Source organism: Corynebacterium sp. (genome assembly GCF_022712275.1).
GTDB lineage: Bacteria > Actinomycetota > Actinomycetes > Mycobacteriales > Mycobacteriaceae > Corynebacterium.
Map to the genome: position 1 here is coordinate 33,967 of NZ_JALAGU010000050.1, position 19,244 is coordinate 53,210.

General features: G+C 68.6%; 13 protein-coding genes. 8 read left to right on the top strand and 5 right to left on the bottom strand.

Annotated features, from left to right (window positions below):
* Positions 1-20: 20 nt before the first annotated feature.
* From Q0A27_RS11965 to Q0A27_RS11975, 3 genes are all read left to right on the top strand, one after another.
* Entirely contained in the window at positions 21-1,349 is a 1,329-nt protein-coding gene (locus tag Q0A27_RS11965) for a nicotinate phosphoribosyltransferase (RefSeq protein ID WP_291475762.1), read from the top strand.
* Positions 1,346-3,376 carry an ATP-dependent DNA helicase gene (locus tag Q0A27_RS11970; RefSeq protein ID WP_291475764.1) on the top strand — a complete coding sequence of 677 codons (2,031 nt, stop codon included), beginning with the start codon at positions 1,346-1,348 and terminating at the stop codon, positions 3,374-3,376. The genes Q0A27_RS11965 and Q0A27_RS11970 overlap by 4 nt, the downstream gene beginning before the upstream one ends.
* Positions 3,377-3,443: 67 nt before the next feature.
* On the top strand, positions 3,444-5,033 hold the full coding sequence (locus Q0A27_RS11975) for an AMP-binding protein (protein WP_291475766.1): 1,590 nt from the start codon (positions 3,444-3,446) through the stop codon (positions 5,031-5,033).
* Here the strand turns inward: Q0A27_RS11975 and Q0A27_RS11980 are convergent, their stop codons facing one another.
* From Q0A27_RS11980 to Q0A27_RS12000, 5 genes are all read right to left on the bottom strand, one after another.
* Complete coding sequence (locus tag Q0A27_RS11980; RefSeq protein WP_367273326.1) at positions 5,034-5,867, bottom strand: aminoacyl-tRNA hydrolase; 834 nt, start codon at positions 5,865-5,867, stop codon at positions 5,034-5,036. It abuts the gene before it with no gap.
* Positions 5,864-7,159, bottom strand: a complete 1,296-nt coding sequence (gene serB, locus Q0A27_RS11985) for a phosphoserine phosphatase SerB (RefSeq protein WP_291475767.1) — start codon at positions 7,157-7,159, stop codon at positions 5,864-5,866. Before serB ends, Q0A27_RS11980 begins: the two co-directional genes overlap by 4 nt.
* A gap of 101 nt (positions 7,160-7,260) precedes the next feature.
* Complete coding sequence (gene ctaD / locus Q0A27_RS11990; protein ID WP_291475768.1) at positions 7,261-8,967, bottom strand: cytochrome c oxidase subunit I; 1,707 nt, start codon at positions 8,965-8,967, stop codon at positions 7,261-7,263.
* A gap of 152 nt (positions 8,968-9,119) precedes the next feature.
* A complete protein-coding gene (locus Q0A27_RS11995) occupies positions 9,120-10,079 on the bottom strand; it encodes a LysR family transcriptional regulator (RefSeq protein WP_291475769.1) in 960 nt (319 codons plus the stop codon).
* Positions 10,080-10,179: 100 nt separating this feature from the next.
* Positions 10,180-12,249, bottom strand: coding sequence for an MMPL family transporter (locus tag Q0A27_RS12000; protein ID WP_291475828.1), 2,070 nt, complete (start codon positions 12,247-12,249; stop codon positions 10,180-10,182).
* A 213-nt stretch (positions 12,250-12,462) separates the two neighbouring features.
* Between Q0A27_RS12000 and Q0A27_RS12005 the strand changes: the two genes are divergently transcribed.
* From Q0A27_RS12005 to cydC, 5 genes are all read left to right on the top strand, one after another.
* Positions 12,463-12,732, top strand: coding sequence for a metal-sensitive transcriptional regulator (locus tag Q0A27_RS12005; RefSeq protein WP_291475770.1), 270 nt, complete (start codon positions 12,463-12,465; stop codon positions 12,730-12,732).
* 559 nt (positions 12,733-13,291) lie between these two features.
* Entirely contained in the window at positions 13,292-14,926 is a 1,635-nt protein-coding gene (locus Q0A27_RS12010; protein WP_291475772.1) for a cytochrome ubiquinol oxidase subunit I, read from the top strand.
* A gap of 1 nt (position 14,927) precedes the next feature.
* Positions 14,928-16,040, top strand: a complete 1,113-nt coding sequence (gene cydB / locus Q0A27_RS12015) for a cytochrome d ubiquinol oxidase subunit II (RefSeq protein ID WP_291475774.1) — start codon at positions 14,928-14,930, stop codon at positions 16,038-16,040.
* The gene (locus Q0A27_RS12020) at positions 16,037-17,593 is read left to right on the top strand and encodes an ABC transporter transmembrane domain-containing protein (protein WP_291475776.1); all 1,557 of its coding nucleotides are present in this window, start codon (positions 16,037-16,039) and stop codon (positions 17,591-17,593) included. The genes cydB and Q0A27_RS12020 overlap by 4 nt, the downstream gene beginning before the upstream one ends.
* Positions 17,590-19,230, top strand: a complete 1,641-nt coding sequence (gene cydC, locus Q0A27_RS12025; RefSeq protein WP_291475778.1) for a thiol reductant ABC exporter subunit CydC — start codon at positions 17,590-17,592, stop codon at positions 19,228-19,230. Before Q0A27_RS12020 ends, cydC begins: the two co-directional genes overlap by 4 nt.
* The last annotated feature ends 14 nt before the right edge of the window (positions 19,231-19,244 follow it).

Here is a 19,244-nt window from a genome sequence, read left to right on the forward strand (position 1 = left end):
CATCACTACTATGTGACAGTGTGACCGCATCCACCACGCCTTCCGGTACCGCCTCCACGGCCCTGTTCACCGACATGTACGAACTGACGATGCTGCAGGCCGCGCTGGCCGACGGCACCGCCGACCGTCGGTGTGCCTTCGAGATCTTCACCCGCCGCCTGCCGAATGAACGACGCTACGGCGTCGTCGCCGGCACCGCCCGGGTCATCGAGGCCGTGAAGAACTTCCGCTTCACCACCGAACAGCTCGACGGGCTGCCCTTCCTCGACGAACGCACCCGCAGTTACCTGGAGAACTACCGATTCTCCGGGCAGATCGACGGCTACCGCGAAGGCGAGCTCTACTTCCCCAACTCCCCCATCCTCACCGTGCGCGGCACCTTCGCCGAATGCGTCGTGCTGGAGACCGTGGTCCTGTCGATCCTCAACTTCGACTCAGCCGTCGCCTCCGCCGCGGCCCGTATGGTCACCGCCGCCGAGGGGCGTCCGATCATCGAGATGGGCTCGCGTCGTACCCATGAGGACGCCGCGGTCTCCGCCGCACGCGCCGCCTATCTCGCGGGCTTCACCTCGACCTCTAACCTGGAGGCCGCCGCGCGCTACGGCGTCCCGGTGGGTGGCACCAGCGCCCACGCCTGGACGCTGCTGCATACGGACGCCGACGGGCAGCCCGACGAGAAGGCCGCCTTCCGGGCGCAGATCGAGTCCCAGGGGGTGGGCACCACCCTGCTGGTGGACACCTACGACATCCGCCAGGGTGTCGCCAACGCCGTCGAGGTCGCCGGTACAGGACTCGGCGCGGTGCGTATCGACTCCGGTGACCTGGGTGTGCTCGCCCGTCAGGTCCGGGACCAGCTGGACTCCCTCGGTGCCTACGACACGAAGATCTGCGTCTCCTCCGACCTCGACGAGTTCGCCATCGCCTCGCTACGCAGTGAGCCGGTGGACACCTACGGTGCCGGCACCTCCGTGGTGACCGGCTCCGGCGCCCCGACCGCCGGACTGGTCTACAAGCTGGTCGAGGTCGACGGCACCCACGTCCACAAGCGCAGCCGCGGCAAGGCCAGCCACGGTGGGGCGAAGCAGGCGCTGCGAGCCTGCCGGTCCACCGGCACCGCCGTGGAGGAGGTCGCCTGGTCCATCGACGCCGACGCCCCGGACCTCGGCGGCGTCCTCAACACGGTGCAGCTCACCGTGCCGCTGATCCGCGACGGTGCGCCGGTCGCCGACCTGCCGACCCTCGACGAGTCGCGGGAGCACCTGGCCACCCAGCTGGTGTCCCTGCCGTGGGAGGGCCTGGCCCTGTCCCGCGACGAGCCGGCCTTGTCAGTGCGTTTCGTCGGCCTGTGAGCGACACCCCCGCCGACTCCGGCACGCCGTCTCCGCTCGACCTGCTGGACCACACCGTCGAGACCCTCGGTGGTACCCGACGCGACGGGCAGCGCACCATGGCCGCCGCCGTCGCCGATGCGATCGCGGAGGAACGCCACCTGGCCGTCCAGGCCGGTACCGGTACCGGTAAGTCCATGGCCTACCTGGTGCCGTCGCTGGCCCACGCGGTCGAGACCGGACGTCGCGTCGTCGTGTCCACCGCCACCATTGCCCTGCAGCGTCAGCTGGTGAACCGGGACCTGCCGCGGGTGGTGGACGCCCTCGCCCCGAAACTGGGGCGGCGTCCGACCTTCGCGATCCTCAAGGGCCGTAACAACTACCTCTGCCTGCATCGCACCGGTGGTGGCTCCCCCTCCTCGGAGAACGGGGAGGATTCCCTGCTCGACGAGGCGGAGCTGACCCGGACCGGCGCCCAGGTCACCCGACTGCGTGACTGGGCCCAGGAGATCCTGGAGACCGGAGAGGGCACCGGCGACCGTGATTCCCTGCCCCGCGGTGTCTCCGACCAGGCGTGGCGTCAGGTCAGTGTGACCAGCCGGGAGTGTGTCGGGGCGACCCGCTGTCCCTTCGGCGAGCAGTGCTTCGCCGAAGCCGCCCGTGCCGAGGCCGCCGAGGCCGATGTGGTGGTCACCAACCACGCCCTGCTGGCGATCGACGCGATGGCGGACAGTTCCGTGCTGCCGATGCACGATGTGGCGGTCATCGACGAGGCCCACGAACTCGAGGCCCGGATCACCTCGGTGGCGACCGCCGAACTCACCGCCGCGTCCCTGGCCATCCTCGCCAAGCGCTGCGCCAAGGTCGGCCCCGACGGCTGCTCGGACGCCCTGCAGGAGGCCGCGGACACCTGGACCGCCGAGGTCGAGGCCGCGGTCACCGCCGGTACCGCCCCGGAGGGGCGCTGGCTGCAGGTACCGGTCCAGCTGCAGGAACCGCTCATCGCCCTGCGTGACGCCCTGTGGGGGCTGCGCTCGAAGCTGCAGGGTACAAAAGGCACCGTGCCGACCGGCGCCGAGAGTGCGAAGGATGCCGAGAAGGCCGCCGAACTGCACCACTGCGTCTCCTCCTGCGAGGAACTGCATGACACGGTCGTGCGGATCCTCGACGAGGGAGGCTCCGACGATGACAGCATCTTCGGCGAGGACGTCGTCTGGCTCGGCGGTGACCGCTCGCGGCGCGCGGTGCGGGTTGCCCCGCTGAGTGTCGCCGACCTGCTGCGCACCCGGTTGTTCGGGGACTCCACCGTGGTCCTCACCTCCGCGACGCTTGCCCTGGGCGGCCGGTTCACCGCGATGCTGGCGTCCTGGGGACTGTCCACGTCGAAGTGCACCACCCTGGATGTCGGCACCCCCTTCGACGCCGGCACCCACGGGATCCTCTACATGGCCCGCCACCTCGATCCGCCGGGCCGGGATGCCGCGTCGCCGACGACGATGGACGAACTGGCCCAGCTCATCAACGCCGCCGGCGGTCGCACCCTCGGATTGTTCTCCTCCCGGCGAGCCGCCGAGGCCGCCGCCGCGGAGATGCGCACCCTGGTGCCCTACGACATCATGCTGCAGGGTGAGGACACCCTCGGCACCCTCATCGACCGCTTCCGGGCGGAGCCGGAGACGTGCCTGTTCGGCACCCTCAGCCTGTGGCAGGGTGTGGATGTGCCGGGCCCGTCGCTGTCGCTGGTGGTGATGGACCGGATCCCCTTCCCCCGTCCGGATGACCCGCTGATGCAGGCCCGGAAGGAGGCCGCCGACAAGGCGGGACGCAACGGGTTCATGGAGGTCTCCGCCACCCACGCCGCCCTGCTCATGGCGCAGGGCGCGGGCCGACTGCTGCGAAGTGTCGATGACCGTGGCGTGGTCGCCGTCCTTGACTCACGGATCGCGACAAAACGCTACGGGTCCTTCTTCCGCTCCTCGATGCCACCGTTCTGGACCACCACCGACGGGGGTAAGGTCCGCGGCGCACTACGCCGCCTGCGCGGATGAGCTGCGCTACCGCGTAGGATCGCCCATGTAGTTATTGCAGCGTCGAAATGTCCACAGGAGTACCCGTATGCCCGTGACCAGTGACCAGAGCGACTTCACCGTCCCCCCGGTGAGCCTCTACGACTACATCTACGGCTCGCTCGCTCCGGAGGACGAGGACCGTGTCGCCGTGGTCGATCTGGCGGAAGGCACCGAATCCACCTTCGCCACACTGCGCAGCCACGTGGACGCCGCGGCAGGCTGGTTCCACCGTTTCGGGGTGCGCACCGGTGATGTCGTCGCGCTGCAGTGCCCCAACTCCGAGAACTTCCTCGTGGCCGCCCACGCCGTCTGGCGCCTCGGTGCGGTCCTGACCCCTGTTCCGCTGCTCTCCACCCCGGAGACCGTCGCCCACCAGATCAAGGACTCGGGCGCGACGCTGCTGCTGACCCTCGCCGGCTTCGGCGACGGTGGCGAGGAGGCCGCAGGGCTTGCCGGGCTGCCCGCCGAGAGGCTGATCCACCTGGACGCCTCCCGCGGGCTCAAGCAGATGTACGCCGAGCGCAGCACTCCCCCCGAGGTCTCCTTCGACCCCGCCACGCACCTGGCCGCGCTGCCCTACTCCTCGGGCACCACCGGCCTGCCCAAGGGGGTGAAGCTGACCCACGCGAACCTGGTGGCCAATATCGCCCAGATCGAGACCGCCGGTGTGGTAAACCGGGCCGACACCATCTTCGGCATCCTGCCCTTCTTCCACATCTACGGACTCACCGTCCTGGCCAACGCGGCGATGCGGTTGCGCGCCCGGCTGCTGACCTCCCCCCGGTTCCAGCTGAACACCTTCCTCGCCGCCCATCAGGAGCACAAGGTCACCTTCACCTTCATCGCCCCGCCCGTGGCTGTCGCCCTGGCGAAGGACCCGGCGGTCGACAGCCACGACCTCTCCTCCCTGCGCGGTGTGTTCAGTGGTGCGGCCCCGCTCGACGACGACCTCGCCCGCGCGGTGGAGCAGCGCCTCGACATCCGCGTCTACCAGGGCTACGGTCTCACCGAGGCCAGCCCGGTGACGCACATGAACACCGACGCGAACCTCTCCCGTGGCTCCGTCGGCAGACCGGTCGCCGGCACCGAGCACAAGATCGTCGACCCGGACTCCCTCGAGGAGATCCCGGTCCCGGCCGAGGGCGTCAGCGCCGACGGCGAGCTGTGGGTCCGCGGACCCCAGGTCATGTCCGGTTACCTGGGCGACGAGGACGCCACCGCGGAGTCCCTGCCCGGTGACGGTTGGCTGCGCACCGGTGACCTGGCCCGCCAGGACCACCACGGCGACGTGTACATCGTCGACCGGCTCAAGGAGATCATCAAGTACAAGGGCTACCAGGTTCCCCCGGCGGAACTCGAGGCCGTGCTGCTCACCCTGCCCGATGTCGCGGACGCCGCCGTCGTCGGCGCCTCCGACCCGGAGACCGGTGAGGAGATCCCCAAGGCGTACGTGGTTCGCCAGGCGGTCGCCGAGGGAGACACCCGCTCCGAGGACGAGGTCGCCACCGCCATCGAGGACACCGTGAACGCGCGCGTCGAGCCCTACAAGAGGATCCGGGCGCTGGAGTTCGTGCGTGAGGTGCCGAAGTCGGCCACCGGCAAGATCCTGCGCCGCACGCTGCGCGACCGGGGCTGATCAGCCCCGCTGTAGAGCGACGACGGTGAAGGAGCCGGGGGCGATCTCCGTGTATCCGGCGTCCTGCACGACCGCGGCGGCCCGAGCCGCAGGTCTGTTGGAGGTCTCCGTCACTTCCTTGATCCGCTGCTCCGCCTCGGCACGGACCTCGGCGAAGCGTCCGGCGGACACCTCACAGACATGCAGCGGGAAGCCGTGGGCCGCCCAGTCGAGGGCGGCGTCCCCCGCCATCGCCGCAGCCAGCAGCATCGAGCCGTGGGAGACCTGTGCCGCGGCCTTGCCGACCGTCATCTCCAGGGAGGCGTCGACGTAGATCACCGGCGCGTCATCGTGGACGAGTACTGCCTCGGGAGTGTCCGCGTAGGACGGGTCGGAGACCAGGTCCGCGCCCTGGATCTGCAGCTTGTTGAGCAGCTCAGGGGTCTCAGTCACCGGACAGGGGGTGAAAGCACGGACCGAGGCGTCGTTCACGGACACGGTGACCCCGGGCATCCCCTGGACATCCCGCCACTTCCTGTTGCGGGCCCGACGGGCGATCTTGCGGATCCTCGCGCCGTACCAGCGGCCCAGGGCATCGGCGAAGAACGAGTCCTCCCCTGCTCTCGGATCGAGGCAGACGGCTACGCAGGCGGTGGCGGCGGCCTCCAGCAGTGCGCGACGGTCCGGCAACGGATCATGCGGGAACTCCATCACCAGCGGCATGGCCTGGACCGTGGCGGGGTCGTCCGGGTTCTCGCCGTCACGGTCGACATGCATGGCGTTCTGCAGGCGGGTGTGGGCCCGACGGATCAGCGGAGTGGTGGAGTCGGGGTCTGTCCCGTCTGCCGTACTCACCGCGGCTCGAGCGGGACGCGCCGGTAGGTCCCGTCCTCCAGGTCGGCGGAGTCGATCTCTTCGCGGGAGATACCGAGCATGAAGAGCACCTCGTCGAGGAAGGGGTGGTTGACGGTGGCATCCGCGATCTCGCGGAGAGCGGGCTTGGCGTTGAAGGCGATGCCCAGACCGGCCACCGACAGCATGGCGATGTCGTTGGCCCCGTCACCGACGGCGACGGTCTGGTTCAGGGCGATGCCGTTGGACCAGGCGAACTCCTTGAGGCTCTCGGCCTTCACCTCACGGTCGATGACCTGGCCGATGACGCGGCCGGTGAGCTTGCCGTCGACGATCTCCAGAGTGTTCGCCCGGTAGAAGTCGAGGCCGAGCTCGCGTGCCAGAGGCTCCAGCACCTGGACGAAGCCACCGGAGACCGCGCCGGTGCGGTAGCCGAGGCGCTTGAGGGTCCGGATGGTGGTGCGCGCACCGGGGGTCAGCTGGACCGCGCGGGAGACCTCGTCAATGACGGTGGCGTCCAGGCCGGCGAGGGCCTTGACCCGCTCGTGGAGGGACTCGGAGAAGTCGATCTCGCCGCGCATCGCGCGGTCGGTGACGGCGGCGACCTCCGCCTCACGGCCGGCGTGCGCGGCCAGCAGCTCGATGACCTCCTGCTGGATGAGGGTGGAGTCCACATCGAAGCAGATCAGACGCTTGGTCTTGTTGGCCAGGCCGGCGCGCTGGATGGCGATGTCCACGCCGGAGCCGTGAGCGACCTCGGCGAGAGCCTCACGCAGTTCGGTGGAACCGCCGGGCGCAGGATTCGCGACGGTGATCTTCAGTTCGAGGCCGGTGACCGGATAGTCGGCGATGCCACGGATCCGGTCGATATTGGCACCGTGGTCGGCGAGGACGCGACCGATCGTGGAGATGTGCTCGGCGGTCACCGGGTCGCCGAGGACGATGACCGCGTGAGTGGAGCGTCCGCGGGCCTTCTGGATCTCGTCGGAGACGTCGACAGTGACGCTCATGCCGGTGCCCTCGAGCACTGCGTCGAGGTCCTCCCTGAGAACGGTTCCCTCGGACGGCCGGTAGCCGACGTAGGCGGCGAGGTTGAGGTTGCCGCGGAAGACGGCCTGTTCCACGTCGAGGAGTTGGGTACCGTGCTCGGCAAGTGTCCGGAAGAACTCGGCGGTCACGCCGGGCTGGTCCGGCCCGGTGAGCGTCACGACCGCGGGGGTGAGTCCGTCAGCGAGGGTGACGGTCAGGTGAGCGTTGTCGGCGGTGTTGGTCTGGGAGTTGTCCACGTCCTCCATTGTCGCACCTGGGGCACAGACGGCGACAGCCGCACCCCGCGTAGCTGGGGTGCGGCTGTCGTTCAACCGGTGCCTGGCCTGCGGCCGGGTGGAGAGGGCGCCTAGAAGTGGCGTCCCACGTGAGCTTCCTCGCGCATGTTCTTGACCATGTGCGGGTAGTGCAGCTCGAAGGCAGGCCGCTCCGAACGGATCCGGGGCAGGGACTCGAAGTTGTGGCGCGGCGGCGGGCAGCTGGTGGCCCACTCCAGGGAGTTGCCGTAACCCCACGGGTCGTCGACGGTGACGACCTCGCCGTAGCGCCAGGAGCTGAAGACGTTCCAGACGAACGGGATAACGGAGATACCGAGGATCAGTGCACCGATGGTGGAGATCTGGTTGTAGATCGTGAAGCCGTCCGACTCGAGGTAGTCGGCGTAGCGACGCGGCATGCCCATGTTGCCCAGCCAGTGCTGGATGAGGAACGTGGTGTGGAAGCCGATGAAGGTCAGCCAGAAGTGGATCTTCCCCAGCTTCTCGTTGAGCATGCGACCGGTCATCTTCGGGAACCAGAAGTACACGCCGGCGTAGGAGGCGAACACGATGGTTCCGAAGAGGGTGTAGTGGAAGTGGGCGACCACGAAGTAGGTGTCCGACAGGTGGAAGTCCAGGGCCGGGGACGCCAGCATGATGCCCGTCAGACCACCGAACAGGAAGGTGGCGAAGAAGCCGATGGCGAAGACCATCGGGGTCTCGAAAGTGAGCCGGCCCTTCCACATGGTGCCGAGCCAGTTGAAGAACTTCAGGCCGGTCGGCACGGCGATGAGGAAGGTCATGAAGGAGAAGAACGGCAGCAGCACAGCACCGGTGACGAACATGTGGTGCGCCCACACGCTGAGCGACAGGGCGGCGATCGACAGCGTCGCGAAGACCAGGCCGACGTAACCGAACATCGGCTTGCGGCTGAACACCGGGAAGATCTCGGAGACGATGCCGAAGAACGGCAGGGCCAGGACGTACACCTCGGGGTGGCCGAAGAACCAGAACAGGTGCTGCCACAGCACGCCGCCGCCGTTGGCCGGGTCGAAGATGTGGCCGCCGAAGAGACGGTCATAGAGGACGCCGAGAGCGGCCGCGGTGAGCATCGGGAAGATCAGCAGGGCCAGCAGCGAGGTGACCAGGATGTTCCAGGTGAAGATGGACATCCGGAACATGGTCATGCCCGGTGCACGCAGGCAGAGGATGGTGGTGATCATGTTGACCGCCGAGACGATGGTGCCGACGCCGGTCAGACCAACGCCGATGATCCACAGGTTGGTGCCCACGCCGGGGCTGTGGATGGCGTCCGCCAGCGGCATGTACATCGTCCAGCCGAAGTCGGCCGCGCCGCCCGGGGTGAGGAACCCGGAGAGCATGATGATGCCGCCGAAGGTGGTGATCCAGAAGCCGAAGGCGTTGAGGCGGGGGAAGGCGACGTCGGGGGCGCCGATCTGCAGCGGCATGATGTAGTTCGCGAAACCCCAGACGACCGGGGTGCCGTAGAGCAGCAGCATCACGGTGCCGTGCATGGTGAACAGCTGGTTGAACTGCTCGTTGGAGAGGTACTGCATGCCCGGGTGGAACAGTTCCAACCGGATGAGCAGTGCCATGAGTCCGCCGGCGAAGAAGAAGCAGAAGGACATCACGATGTACATGATCCCGAGCTTCTTGTGGTCGGTGGTGGTCAGCATGTCCCACGCATGGAAGCCCTTGAGGGACTTCCCGCCCTGGGGTGCGGGCCGTGCGGTGGTGACCGGCGAACCGGCGTCCTCCCGCGGAGCTACCGCTGTCATTGGTCTACCTCCTGGTGCGCGCGGTGGACCTGGCGTCCCCGGTTGTGGAACGGGGACAGTTCACCGCAAGTGTCTTCCGACAACGCTATGATTGTCCGATCATCGCAGGTAGAGGGCTGATATTAATGGGGTTAGCAGCGGTACTTATGGGGTCACGATGCCGGGGCCGCCGACGATTCGGCAAGGGCCCGCGCAAGACCGTCGAGGTAGACGGCGTCCTGTGAACCGGGGTCCCAGATCATCTCGTTGAACATCTCGGCGTAGGTGCCGTCGTCCCGGACGATGCGGCGGACCGGGGTGCCGGGGGTGACATTGCGCTCCGGCAGCACGACCGAGCCCATGCCGCGGCCGACCCAGCTGAACAGGGTGGAACAGTTCGCGACCTCGATCTCCGCCTGGTTCAGCGGCAGCCCGGCCTCGTCCATCAGCGCCTGCATGGTACGGGTGATGCCGCAGCCGTTGCGGGAGAGGATGAGTTCTCGGTCGGCGACTTCGCGGACGGTGGCCGGCGGCTGTTCTGCGGGCGAGAGTGCCGGGTCGGCGTTCTCGTCGACGAGGACGAGGTAGTCGGAGTTGATCAGCCGGTGACTGTATGAGGGCAGCAGGCCGAGCGCCGGGACGATGATCATGTCGAGGACGCCGACCTGCAGGTACTCCTCCAGCTGGTCGAGCTCGGATTCGAGGAGGGTCGCGTCGCGGCCGTGCTGGTTGGGGTGGCCGGGACGTCCCGGGCGGCCGGACCCGTAGGCCTCGGGACCGTAGACGATGCCGCGCAGCCTGGCGACGAGAGCTTTCTCGATCTGCGGTGAGGTGCCGACACGGATCGTGCCGTGGCCGGCGCTGGCGAAGGTCTCCGCCTCGGACTCGACGCGCTCAAGGTCGACGATGACCTGGTGGATCCGCGGCAGGATCGCGGTGCCGAAAGCGGTGGGCGAGGTGCCACGCGGGTTGCGCAGGAAGAGGCGTCCGCCGAGGTACTCCTCGAGCTTGGCGATGGAGGAGGACAGGGCGGGCTGGGTGACGTTGAAGCGTCGGGCGGCGGCGCTGAAGGAGCCGGCGTCGGCGACGGCATCGGCGTAGCGCAGCGATTCGAGGGACAGGCGACCATTCATGATGCTTTTATCCTATGTCTGTGTACTGGAGGTTGACGAGAACAGGCATAAGCGTCGTTGAGAGGTCATAAGCGGTCCTCAGATGCCGGCTCCGCCCCGGTCAGTGGGAGAAGGACACGTCCGGCAGGATCCGCCGCAGCCATGCCGGGCACCACCAAGCGGCGCGTCCTGCGAGCAGCATCACCGCAGGCAGCAGCACCAGGCGGACCAGCAGGGCGTCCAGCAGCACGGCGGTGCCGAGGATGATGCCCATCTCCTTCGGCGGCAACGGCTCGGCCAGGGCGAAGGTGAAGAACACCGCCACCATCACCGCCGCCGCGGCGAAGATGATGCGCCCGGAACGGGCCATGCCCTCGGTCACGGAGAGGCGGGCGTCCCCGGTCTTCTCGTGGTGTTCCTTCACCGTGGCCAGCAGGAACACGGTGTAGTCCATCGCCACGGCGAAGATCATCGCGAAGAAGAACACCGGACCCCAGCCGTCGAGGAAGCCCTGCGGCTCGAAGCCGAAAAGCCCGGACAGGTGCCCGTCCTGGAAAACAAGCCGGGCCACGCCGAACGCCGCGCCGGTGGACAGCAGGCTGACCAGGGTACCGACCAGGGCGGTCAGCGGGGCGCGCAGGGCGACGAGCAGCAGCAGGAACCCGAGCACGAGAATGACACCGATGATCACCGGCAACCAGTCGTCCAGTGCGTCCTGCAGGTCGATGTTCTCCGCCGGGGCACCGCCGACCAGGGCAGACTCCGGCAGATCAGCCCGCAGGTCCGCGAGGATGCCGGTCATCTCCTCGTCCGAGGGATCGACCTCGGGCACGGCGTGGAACATGACGAGGCCGGAGTCGTCACCGGCGGGCAAGGCCGGGGTGACCGCGGCGATCCCGTCGGTGGACGTGGCAAGGTCAGTGGCGGTCCCGGCGTCCTCTGCGTCGGTGATGACCTGCAGCATGCCCGGGGCGCCGTCGCCCATGGCGTCCTGCACGAGGTGGTATCCCTGACGGACCGGGGCGTCCTCCGGGACGACCGCGATCGACGGCATGGCGACCTTCAGTCCCAGAACCGGCAGTGCGAGCAACACGAGCAGGGCCGCGGATCCGAGGACGGCGACCAGCGGGCGGCGCTGCAGCACACCGGCCCAGCGGGCGAACAGCGGTGAGCGGTGCTCCTGCTTCGTCGCGAACGGCAGGGAGACGGCGTTGACCTTCTCCCCCAGCGCGCCGAGGACGGCCGGCAACAGGGTGAAGGACGCCGCGAGCACGAACACCACGGCCAGCATGATGCCGACGGCCATGGTCCGGACCGCCGGGGCGGGCACGAGCAGCACGGCGGACAGGCTGACCAGCACCGTGATGCCGGACAACAGGACAGCTTTACCGGCGGTGGCGTAGGTGACGGCGACAGCGTCACGGGTGGATGGTCGGGAGCCACCGTGGGGACGCAGCGCGTCGCGGAACCGGGCGACGAGGAACAGTGCGTAGTCGATGCCGAGGGCGAGGGCGAACATCAGCGCGAAGTTCATCGCCCACACGGAGATCGGGGTGACCATGTTGAGCAGCACCAGGGCGCCGGCGGACGCGACGAGGCCGGCGAGAGTCAGCATCAGCGGCAGGCCGGCGGCGACGAGACTGCCGAAGGCCAGTACGAGGATGAGCAGCGTGACCGGCCAGGACATCATCTCGGCCTTCATCATCGCGTCGTGGTTCGCGTGGTTGAAGTCGCTCCACAGCATGGACTGGCCGGTGGGGAGGACGTCGATGGTGTCCGCCCCCAGGGCGGTGATGCGGTCGGAGAGGTCGTCGGCGAGACGGACCATGTCGTCGGTGTCGGCGGCGGCACCGGCGATGAGGATGCCGGTCCGCCCGTCCTCACTGACGGTGACGCCGGGGGTCGGCGGCATGATGTCGGCGATCCGGTCGTCCGCGCTGAGCAGGCCGGTGGCGTCCTCGATGACCTCGGTAGTGGCCCGGTCGCCGATGGTGCCGTCCTCGGTGTGGATGACGACCTGGATCGCGGAGGACGCATTGCCGCCGAAGTGCTCCTGGGCGAGGTCACGGACGGCGACGGACTCTGAGCCGTTCGCCTGCCAGCCGGCGCCCGCCAGCGAGCTGAACACCGAAGGGGCTGCGGCGCCGAGGCCGACAAGGACGAGCAGCCAGACGCCGAGGACGGCCTTCATGTGCATGGCGGTCCAGGCGGCCCACCGGGCCAGGACGCCGTGCGGTGGTGTCTGTACTGCCGGTGGTGCTGCCGGTGGTGCTGCCACTGCTGTCGTGGGCACGTGTTCGTCCCGGTCAGCGCGTGTGGTCATCGAGGTTCCCTTCATCGTCAATATACCCCGGGGGGTATCGGTGAGAGTTGAAGATACCTACGGGGGTATAGGATCGCAACCATGAAGCTCAACGACGACACCACCACCGCCGCACTCGCCCGACTGAAGAGGGCCCGTGGTCAGCTCAACGGCGTCATCGACATGCTCGAGGCCGGCCGCGACTGCCAGGACGTGGTCACCCAGCTCGCCGCCGTCTCCCGGGCGCTGGACCGTGCAGGCGTCAAGATCATCTCCGGCGGCATGCGCGAGTGCATCCGCTCCGCCGAACGTGGCGAGAGTCCGGAGCTGTCCGAGGAGCAGCTGGAGAAGATGTTCCTGTCACTGTCGTAACTGACGTAACTGACGTAACTGACGTAACTGTCGTAACTGACGCAGCGGCCGATCCAGGCGACCGAGGCGACCAGTCGGCAACATTATGCATTCTCAACGCCGTCAGCCATCATGAAACGTGCAGTTCGCGGCGATTTTCTTATCCTGCAGTGCCCGCTACAGCATGCATAATGTCTGACCGGGGGAGTGAGGAAATCTCCCACATGTCCGCAGTGTCGGCATCACGCATCCTGAGGCTGTTCTGGCCCCCTCCCCACCAACTTCCGGGTGCGTGATGTGAACATGCTCCGACCTGCCCGACGCCGCGGCCCTCACGCGGTCGCTTCACCTGCCCCGTGGGCCACCCCGGCAGCCCCGGTGAGTCACAACTGAAAACAGGGAAATAAACGGGGTTATAACCGGGGGCATAAGCAGCGTTCGGGGACGCATAATTCAGCCCCCACCCCCGACAGGAACTCTGCAGCCGACTGGTCCGACCATTGCTGTGCAGGCGATTTCGTCTGAGAGCACCTCCGGCGCCGTACCGGTGCCGGCCAGATTCCTTCCCCGGGAGGTACGCATGGATGTCGTCGACATCTCACGGTGGCAGTTCGGTATCACCACCGTCTATCACTTCATCTTCGTTCCACTGACCATAGGCCTGGCCCCCATGGTCGCCGCCATGCAGACGTTCTGGCACGTCACGAAGAAACCCGCATGGTACCGGGCCACCCGGTTCTTCGGCACTGTCCTGCTCATCAACTTCGCCATGGGTGTGGCGACCGGCATCGTCCAGGAATTCCAGTTCGGCATGAACTGGTCGGACTACTCCCGCATGGTCGGCGACGTCTTCGGCGGACCTCTGGCGCTCGAGGGGCTTGTCGCGTTCTTCCTGGAGTCCACTTTCCTCGGCCTGTGGATCTTCGGGGCAGGGAAGATCCCCGCCTGGCTGCACACCGCGTCCATCTGGATCGTCGCGGTAGCGGTGAACCTGTCCGCCTACTTCATCATCGTGGCGAACTCCTTCATGCAGCACCCGGTCGGCGCGGAGTACAACCCGGACACCGGCCGCGCCGAGCTCACCGACATCGTCGCACTGCTGACCAACCCGACCGCCCTGGCAGCCTTCCCGCACGCCGTCGCCGGCTCCCTGCTCACCGCGGGCACTTTCGTCCTCGGCATCACCGGCTGGTGGATGGTCCGTGACCACCGCGCCCGCCTCGCCCTGCAGAAGACCGGTGAACTGCCCGCCAGGACAGCCACCGCCGGCACTGACGCCGACACTGACGCCGGCTCCGACACAGGCAACCGGCATGACGCACATCGGCCCGCCCACCGTCTCGCCTGGTGGACCACCCTGATCTCGGCGATCGGACTGTTCATCACCGGCGACATCCAGGCCAAGCTCATGTTCATCCAGCAGCCGATGAAGATGGCGTCCGCCGAGTCCCTGTGCAGCACCGGGACCGACCCGATGTTCTCCGTCCTCACCATCGGCACGCACAACAACTGCGAGAACGTCACCCACCTCATCGAACTGCCGTGGGTACTGCCCTTCCTCGCCGAGGGGAAATCCAACGGCGTGACCCTGCAGGGTGTCGAGGACCTGCAACAGCAGTCCGAGATGCTGTACGGCGCGGGTAACTACTCCCCCAACCTCTTCGTCACCTACTGGGCATTCCGCGCGATGATCGGCCTGCTCGCCGGTTCCGGCATCCTCCTCGCCGCCAGCTGGTGGTTCACCCGCAAGGGCCGCGTCCCCGCCGGTAAGGCCGGAACGCTGTTCGGCTGGATCTGCCTCATCGCGATCCCCACGCCGTTCCTGGCGAACTCTGCGGGCTGGATCTTCACCGAGATGGGACGCCAGCCCTGGATCATCCACCCCAACCCGGACTCCGTCGGAGACTCCCGCACCGAGATGATCCGGATGACCGTGGACATGGGCGTCTCCGACCACGCACCGTGGACCGTCATCGTCACCCTCGTCGGTTTCACCCTTCTCTACGCCGTCCTGGCGGTGATCTGGTTCTGGCTGATCAGGCGCGTGATCCTCGCCGGACCGCCACAGGAGACCGGACCGGACCCCGCCGCCACCGTCGGCGCCTCCTTCGGTCTCACCGGGAAGGACGCCGACCCCGACTCCCCCGACCCCGTGCACTTCAGCACCACCACTGTCACCTCCACCACCACCGACACCACCGGAAAGGAGTCCTGAGATGTCGTCCCTCGATCTCCCCGTCGTCTGGTTCATCCTCGTCACCGTGCTCTTCGCCGGGTACTTCCTGCTGGAAGGTTTCGACTTCGGCGTCGGCATGCTGCTGCCCTTCGCCGGACGCAGGAAAGGCGCTGCCTACCCCGACGCCGCGTCCGACGCCACACGGACCGGCCTGGTCCGCACCATCGGTCCGGTGTGGGACGGCAACGAAGTCTGGCTCATCACCGCCGGCGGTGCCCTGTTCGCCGCCTTCCCCGGCTGGTATGCCGCCATGTTCTCCGGTTTCTACCTGCCCCTGTTCCTCATCCTCGTCGCGCTCATCCTCCGCGCTGTCGCCCTGGAATGGCGGGCCAAGATCGACACCCTGACCTGGCGTCGGCGGTGCGATCTCACCGTCACCGTCTCCTCCTGGATGCCGCCGGTGCTGTGGGGTGTGGCTTTCACCAACCTCGTCCGTGGTGTCCCGCTGGACGCCGACCAGAACATGGACAGCGGCCTGTCCACCCTGTTCCGACTACTCAACCCCTACGCCCTGCTCGGCGCCGCCGCGTTCACCTGCATCTTCCTGCTGCACGGTCTGAGCTTCCTCCGGCTGCGCACCACCGGTCATCTGCGGGACACCACCGACCGGCTGGTCATCCCGGTCGCCGTGACCGCCGCGGTCACCGGTACAGCCTTCGTGCTGTGGACCCAGCTCTCCCACGGCAAGGACTGGACCTGGGCTGTCACGGTCGCCGCGGTGGTCGGCGTCCTCGTGGCGGTGGCGGCGATGCTGCGGAACCGCGACGGTGTGGCATTCCTCGCCACCGCCATGACCGTGGTCGCCGCGGTGGTGCTGCTGTTCGGGTCGCTCTACCCGTGGTTGATGCCCACCACCCTGGCTGACGGCGTGGGTCTCGACATCCGCAACGCGTCCTCCGCCGATTACACGCTCACTGTCATGACCTGGGCGGCACTGTTCCTCGTGCCCCTCGTCATCGCGTATCAGGCGTGGACGTACTGGGTCTTCCGGAAGCGGATCACCGCGGAGCCGGTCACGGAACCTGGCACAGAACCGGTCACGGAACATGTCACGGGGTCCGTGCCGGATCCGGCGTCGGGGGGCCGGTCATGAGCACCGGCCCGGTCGATCCCCGGCTGCTGTCCCTCTCCACCCCGACCCGGCGGTGGACCGTCCTCCTCGCGGTGGTGACGGCCCTGCGCACCGGCGCACTCGTGGCGTCCGGCGTCCTGCTGGGGACGACAGCGGCCGCGGTCGTCACCGACCACACCGGTCCCGCCGGCCACCGCGCCGCCCTGGTGACCCTCTGCGTCCTCGTCCCGGTCCAGGCCGGGCTGGCGTGGGCGGAGAAGAGGTTCAGTCACCGTGCTGCGGTGCAGGCGACCGAGGACCTGCGGCTCCGCGCCCTCGACACGCTGGCCCACCGCGACCCCCGCACCGTCGACCGGGCGACCTGGCGCACCCTGCTCACCGACGGGGTCGAGGGGCTGGGCCCCTACCTCACCGGATACCTGCCCGCACTGGTGTCCACTGCGTTGGCGACCCCGGCTGTGCTCCTCGTCGTGTGGTTCCTGGACGCCGGCTCCGCCCTCATCGCGGTGATCACCCTGCCGCTGATCCCGGTGTTCATGTGGCTCGTCGGCACGCTGACCGCCGGACGCACCGAGAAGAAGCTCGCCGCCCTCGGCATCCTCTCCGACCAGCTGCTCGACCTGGTTTCCGGACTGCCGACCCTGCGCGCCCTCGGCCGACTCCACGCCCCGGTCGCCGAGGTGCAACGACTGTCCGACCGCCACCGCCGGTCCACCGTGCAGGTCCTGCAGATCGCCTTCCTCTCGTCGATGGTGCTGGAGTTCCTGGCCACACTGTCGATCGCGCTGGTCGCCGTCGGCATCGGTTTCCGCCTGCTCGACGGGTCGATGACGCTGGCCGCCGGGCTGACGGTGATGATCATCATCCCGGAGGTCTACACCCCGGTCCGCCAGGTCGGTGCCCGGTTCCACGATGCCCGTGACGGCATGGTCGCCGTCGACCGGATCCTCACACTGCTGGACGGCGGGGACGGTCCGGTCGCCCCGGCCACGTCAACAGTCACGTCAACAGCCACGGGTGATCCCGCCTGGCCCGGACTGACCGTCACCTTCCGCCATCTGCACGCCACCGGACGCGACGGAGACCGTCCCCGGGACGTCACCGGTACCGCCCGCCCCGGTCAGCTCACCGTGCTCACCGGGCCGAACGGGGCCGGCAAGTCCACCGCCCTGCTCGCCCTGCTCGGCATCGCCACCGAGGGGGTGGACGGCACCGCCACGGTCACCGACTCCGGCACCGCCCTCACCGGCCCTGATCTGTGGGAACGGACCTCCTATCTGCCGCAACGACCCGTCCTCGACACCGTGGACGCCACCTCCGTCGGCGACACCTCCGGCCTCTCCCTGGGCCAGCGGCAACGCCACGCGCTCACCGCCGAACTCGACCGGGGACGCGCCACCGGCCGTGGCCTGCTGCTCCTCGACGAACCGACCGCCCACCTCGACACCGCCAACGCGCAGCTCATGCTCGACGCACTCACCCGGCGCGCCGCCGAAGGGGCGACAGTCCTCGTCGCCTCCCACGACCCGCTCGTCACCGCGGCCGCCGACCACCGGATCGAGGTGAGGTCATGAGCACCCGAACCACACTGACCGCCCTGCGGACCGCCCGGCCACTGACCGGGCTGCGGACCCGTGACCTGGTGGGACCGGTCGCCGCCGGGACGGCGACACTGCTGGCGTCCCTCACCTTGACGGTCGTCTCCGCGTGGTTGATCACCCGCGCCTGGCAGATGCCACCGGTGATGGACCTCACCGTGGCGGTGACCGCGGTCCGCGCACTCGGCATCTCCCGGGCGGCATTCCGTTACACTGACCGGCTGGCGTCCCACCGGCTCGCACTGCGTTGCGCGGGAACTGCCCGTGCCACGGCGTACCGGCGGCTGGCCGGGGCACCGGTGTCCCGGACCGCCGCGCTGGGGCGGGGTGAGCTCGTCACCCGCCTCACCGATGACATCGACGCCGTCGCCGACGTCATCGTCCGCTCCGTGGTCCCGACCCTCGTCGCGGCGACCACCGGTATTCTCGCCGTCGGATTCACCGCGGCACTGTCTGTCCCCGCCGCGACAGTCCTGACCTGCGGACTTCTCGTCGCCGGCATCGGTGCCCCCTGGGCCGTCTCCCGGTCGGTCCGTACCGCCGAGGCCCGTCGGGCCGGGGCCGGTGACCGCTGGGCCGCCGCAGTCGACCGGGTGCTCACCGACTCTGCTGCTCTGCGGGTGCGCGGCACACTGCGTCCTGCCCTCGCCGAGGCCGGGGACGCCGCCCGGGGGCTCTCCGCGGCCGAGGAGTCCGGCGCCCCGGCGCGGGCCGCCGGCGCTGGACTGTCCGTGTTCGCCTCCGCCGCGACAGTGGTCGGCGTCCTGGTAGTTGCCACCGTCGGCTACCTCGACGGTGGGGCTCCGGTGCACTCCCCGCAGTGGTTCGGGGTGCTCGTGCTGCTGGCCACCACCGCTTTCGAGGCGACCTCTGCCCTGCCCGAGGCCGCTGAGGCCGCGACGAGGGCTACCGGGGCAGCCACCCGCCTCGCCGCGCTCACCGACCCGGAGGAACTGCCGGTACCTGCGGTGGTGGGCTCCACCCATGTCTCCGACACCCCGCACCTGCAGGCGTCCGGTCTGGGATACGGCCATGGGAGGACGCTCGGCACCGTGGACCTGGACCTGCCCTGCGGGTCGCGGCACACGGTGACCGCGGCGTCCGGTACCGGAAAGACCACACTGCTGCTCACCCTCGCGGGGCTGCTACCGCCGCGGGAAGGGCAGGTCACCCTCGACGGCGTGCTGGTCGACGGGATCGACCCGGAGCTGCTGCACCGGACGGTCGCCTACCTGCCGGAGGACGCGCACATCTTCGCCACGACCGTGCGGGACAATCTCGCCGTCGGTGCGCCGGATGCCCCGGACGACCTCATGCTGTCCGTCCTGGAGGCCGTGGGGCTGTCCGGGTGGGTGGCCGGACTGCCTGGGGGACTGACTGGGGGACTGTCCACCATGCTGGTCGACGGGGTGGAGAGTCTGTCCGGTGGGCAGCGTCGGCGGCTGCTGCTGGCCCGGATGCTGCTCACCGATGCCCCGGTGCTGCTGCTCGACGAGCCCTTCGAGCACCTGGACGCCGAGGGGACCGTCGAGCTGGACGAGCTGCTGGCGTCCGACCGTCTGCCGGGGACTCGGCCGGTGCGGACGCTCGTCGTGGTGCGGCACCCGCGGTAGAGACAGGCGTCCGA

What these genes read in the sequence shown, in the direction of transcription:
- Q0A27_RS11975 (WP_291475766.1), top strand. Translation starts at nt 3,444, where the DNA reads ATGCCCGTGACCAGTGACCAGAGCGACTTCACCGTCCCCCCGGTGAGC.
- serB (WP_291475767.1), bottom strand. Translation starts at nt 7,159, where the DNA reads ATGGAGGACGTGGACAACTCCCAGACCAACACCGCCGACAACGCTCAC.
- ctaD (WP_291475768.1), bottom strand. Translation starts at nt 8,967, where the DNA reads ATGACAGCGGTAGCTCCGCGGGAGGACGCCGGTTCGCCGGTCACCACC.
- Q0A27_RS11995 (WP_291475769.1), bottom strand. Translation starts at nt 10,079, where the DNA reads ATGAATGGTCGCCTGTCCCTCGAATCGCTGCGCTACGCCGATGCCGTC.
- Q0A27_RS12000 (WP_291475828.1), bottom strand. Translation starts at nt 12,249, where the DNA reads ATGAAGGCCGTCCTCGGCGTCTGGCTGCTCGTCCTTGTCGGCCTCGGC.
- Q0A27_RS12005 (WP_291475770.1), top strand. Translation starts at nt 12,463, where the DNA reads ATGAAGCTCAACGACGACACCACCACCGCCGCACTCGCCCGACTGAAG.
- Q0A27_RS12010 (WP_291475772.1), top strand. Translation starts at nt 13,292, where the DNA reads ATGGATGTCGTCGACATCTCACGGTGGCAGTTCGGTATCACCACCGTC.
- cydB (WP_291475774.1), top strand. Translation starts at nt 14,928, where the DNA reads ATGTCGTCCCTCGATCTCCCCGTCGTCTGGTTCATCCTCGTCACCGTG.
- Q0A27_RS12020 (WP_291475776.1), top strand. Translation starts at nt 16,037, where the DNA reads ATGAGCACCGGCCCGGTCGATCCCCGGCTGCTGTCCCTCTCCACCCCG.
- cydC (WP_291475778.1), top strand. Translation starts at nt 17,590, where the DNA reads ATGAGCACCCGAACCACACTGACCGCCCTGCGGACCGCCCGGCCACTG.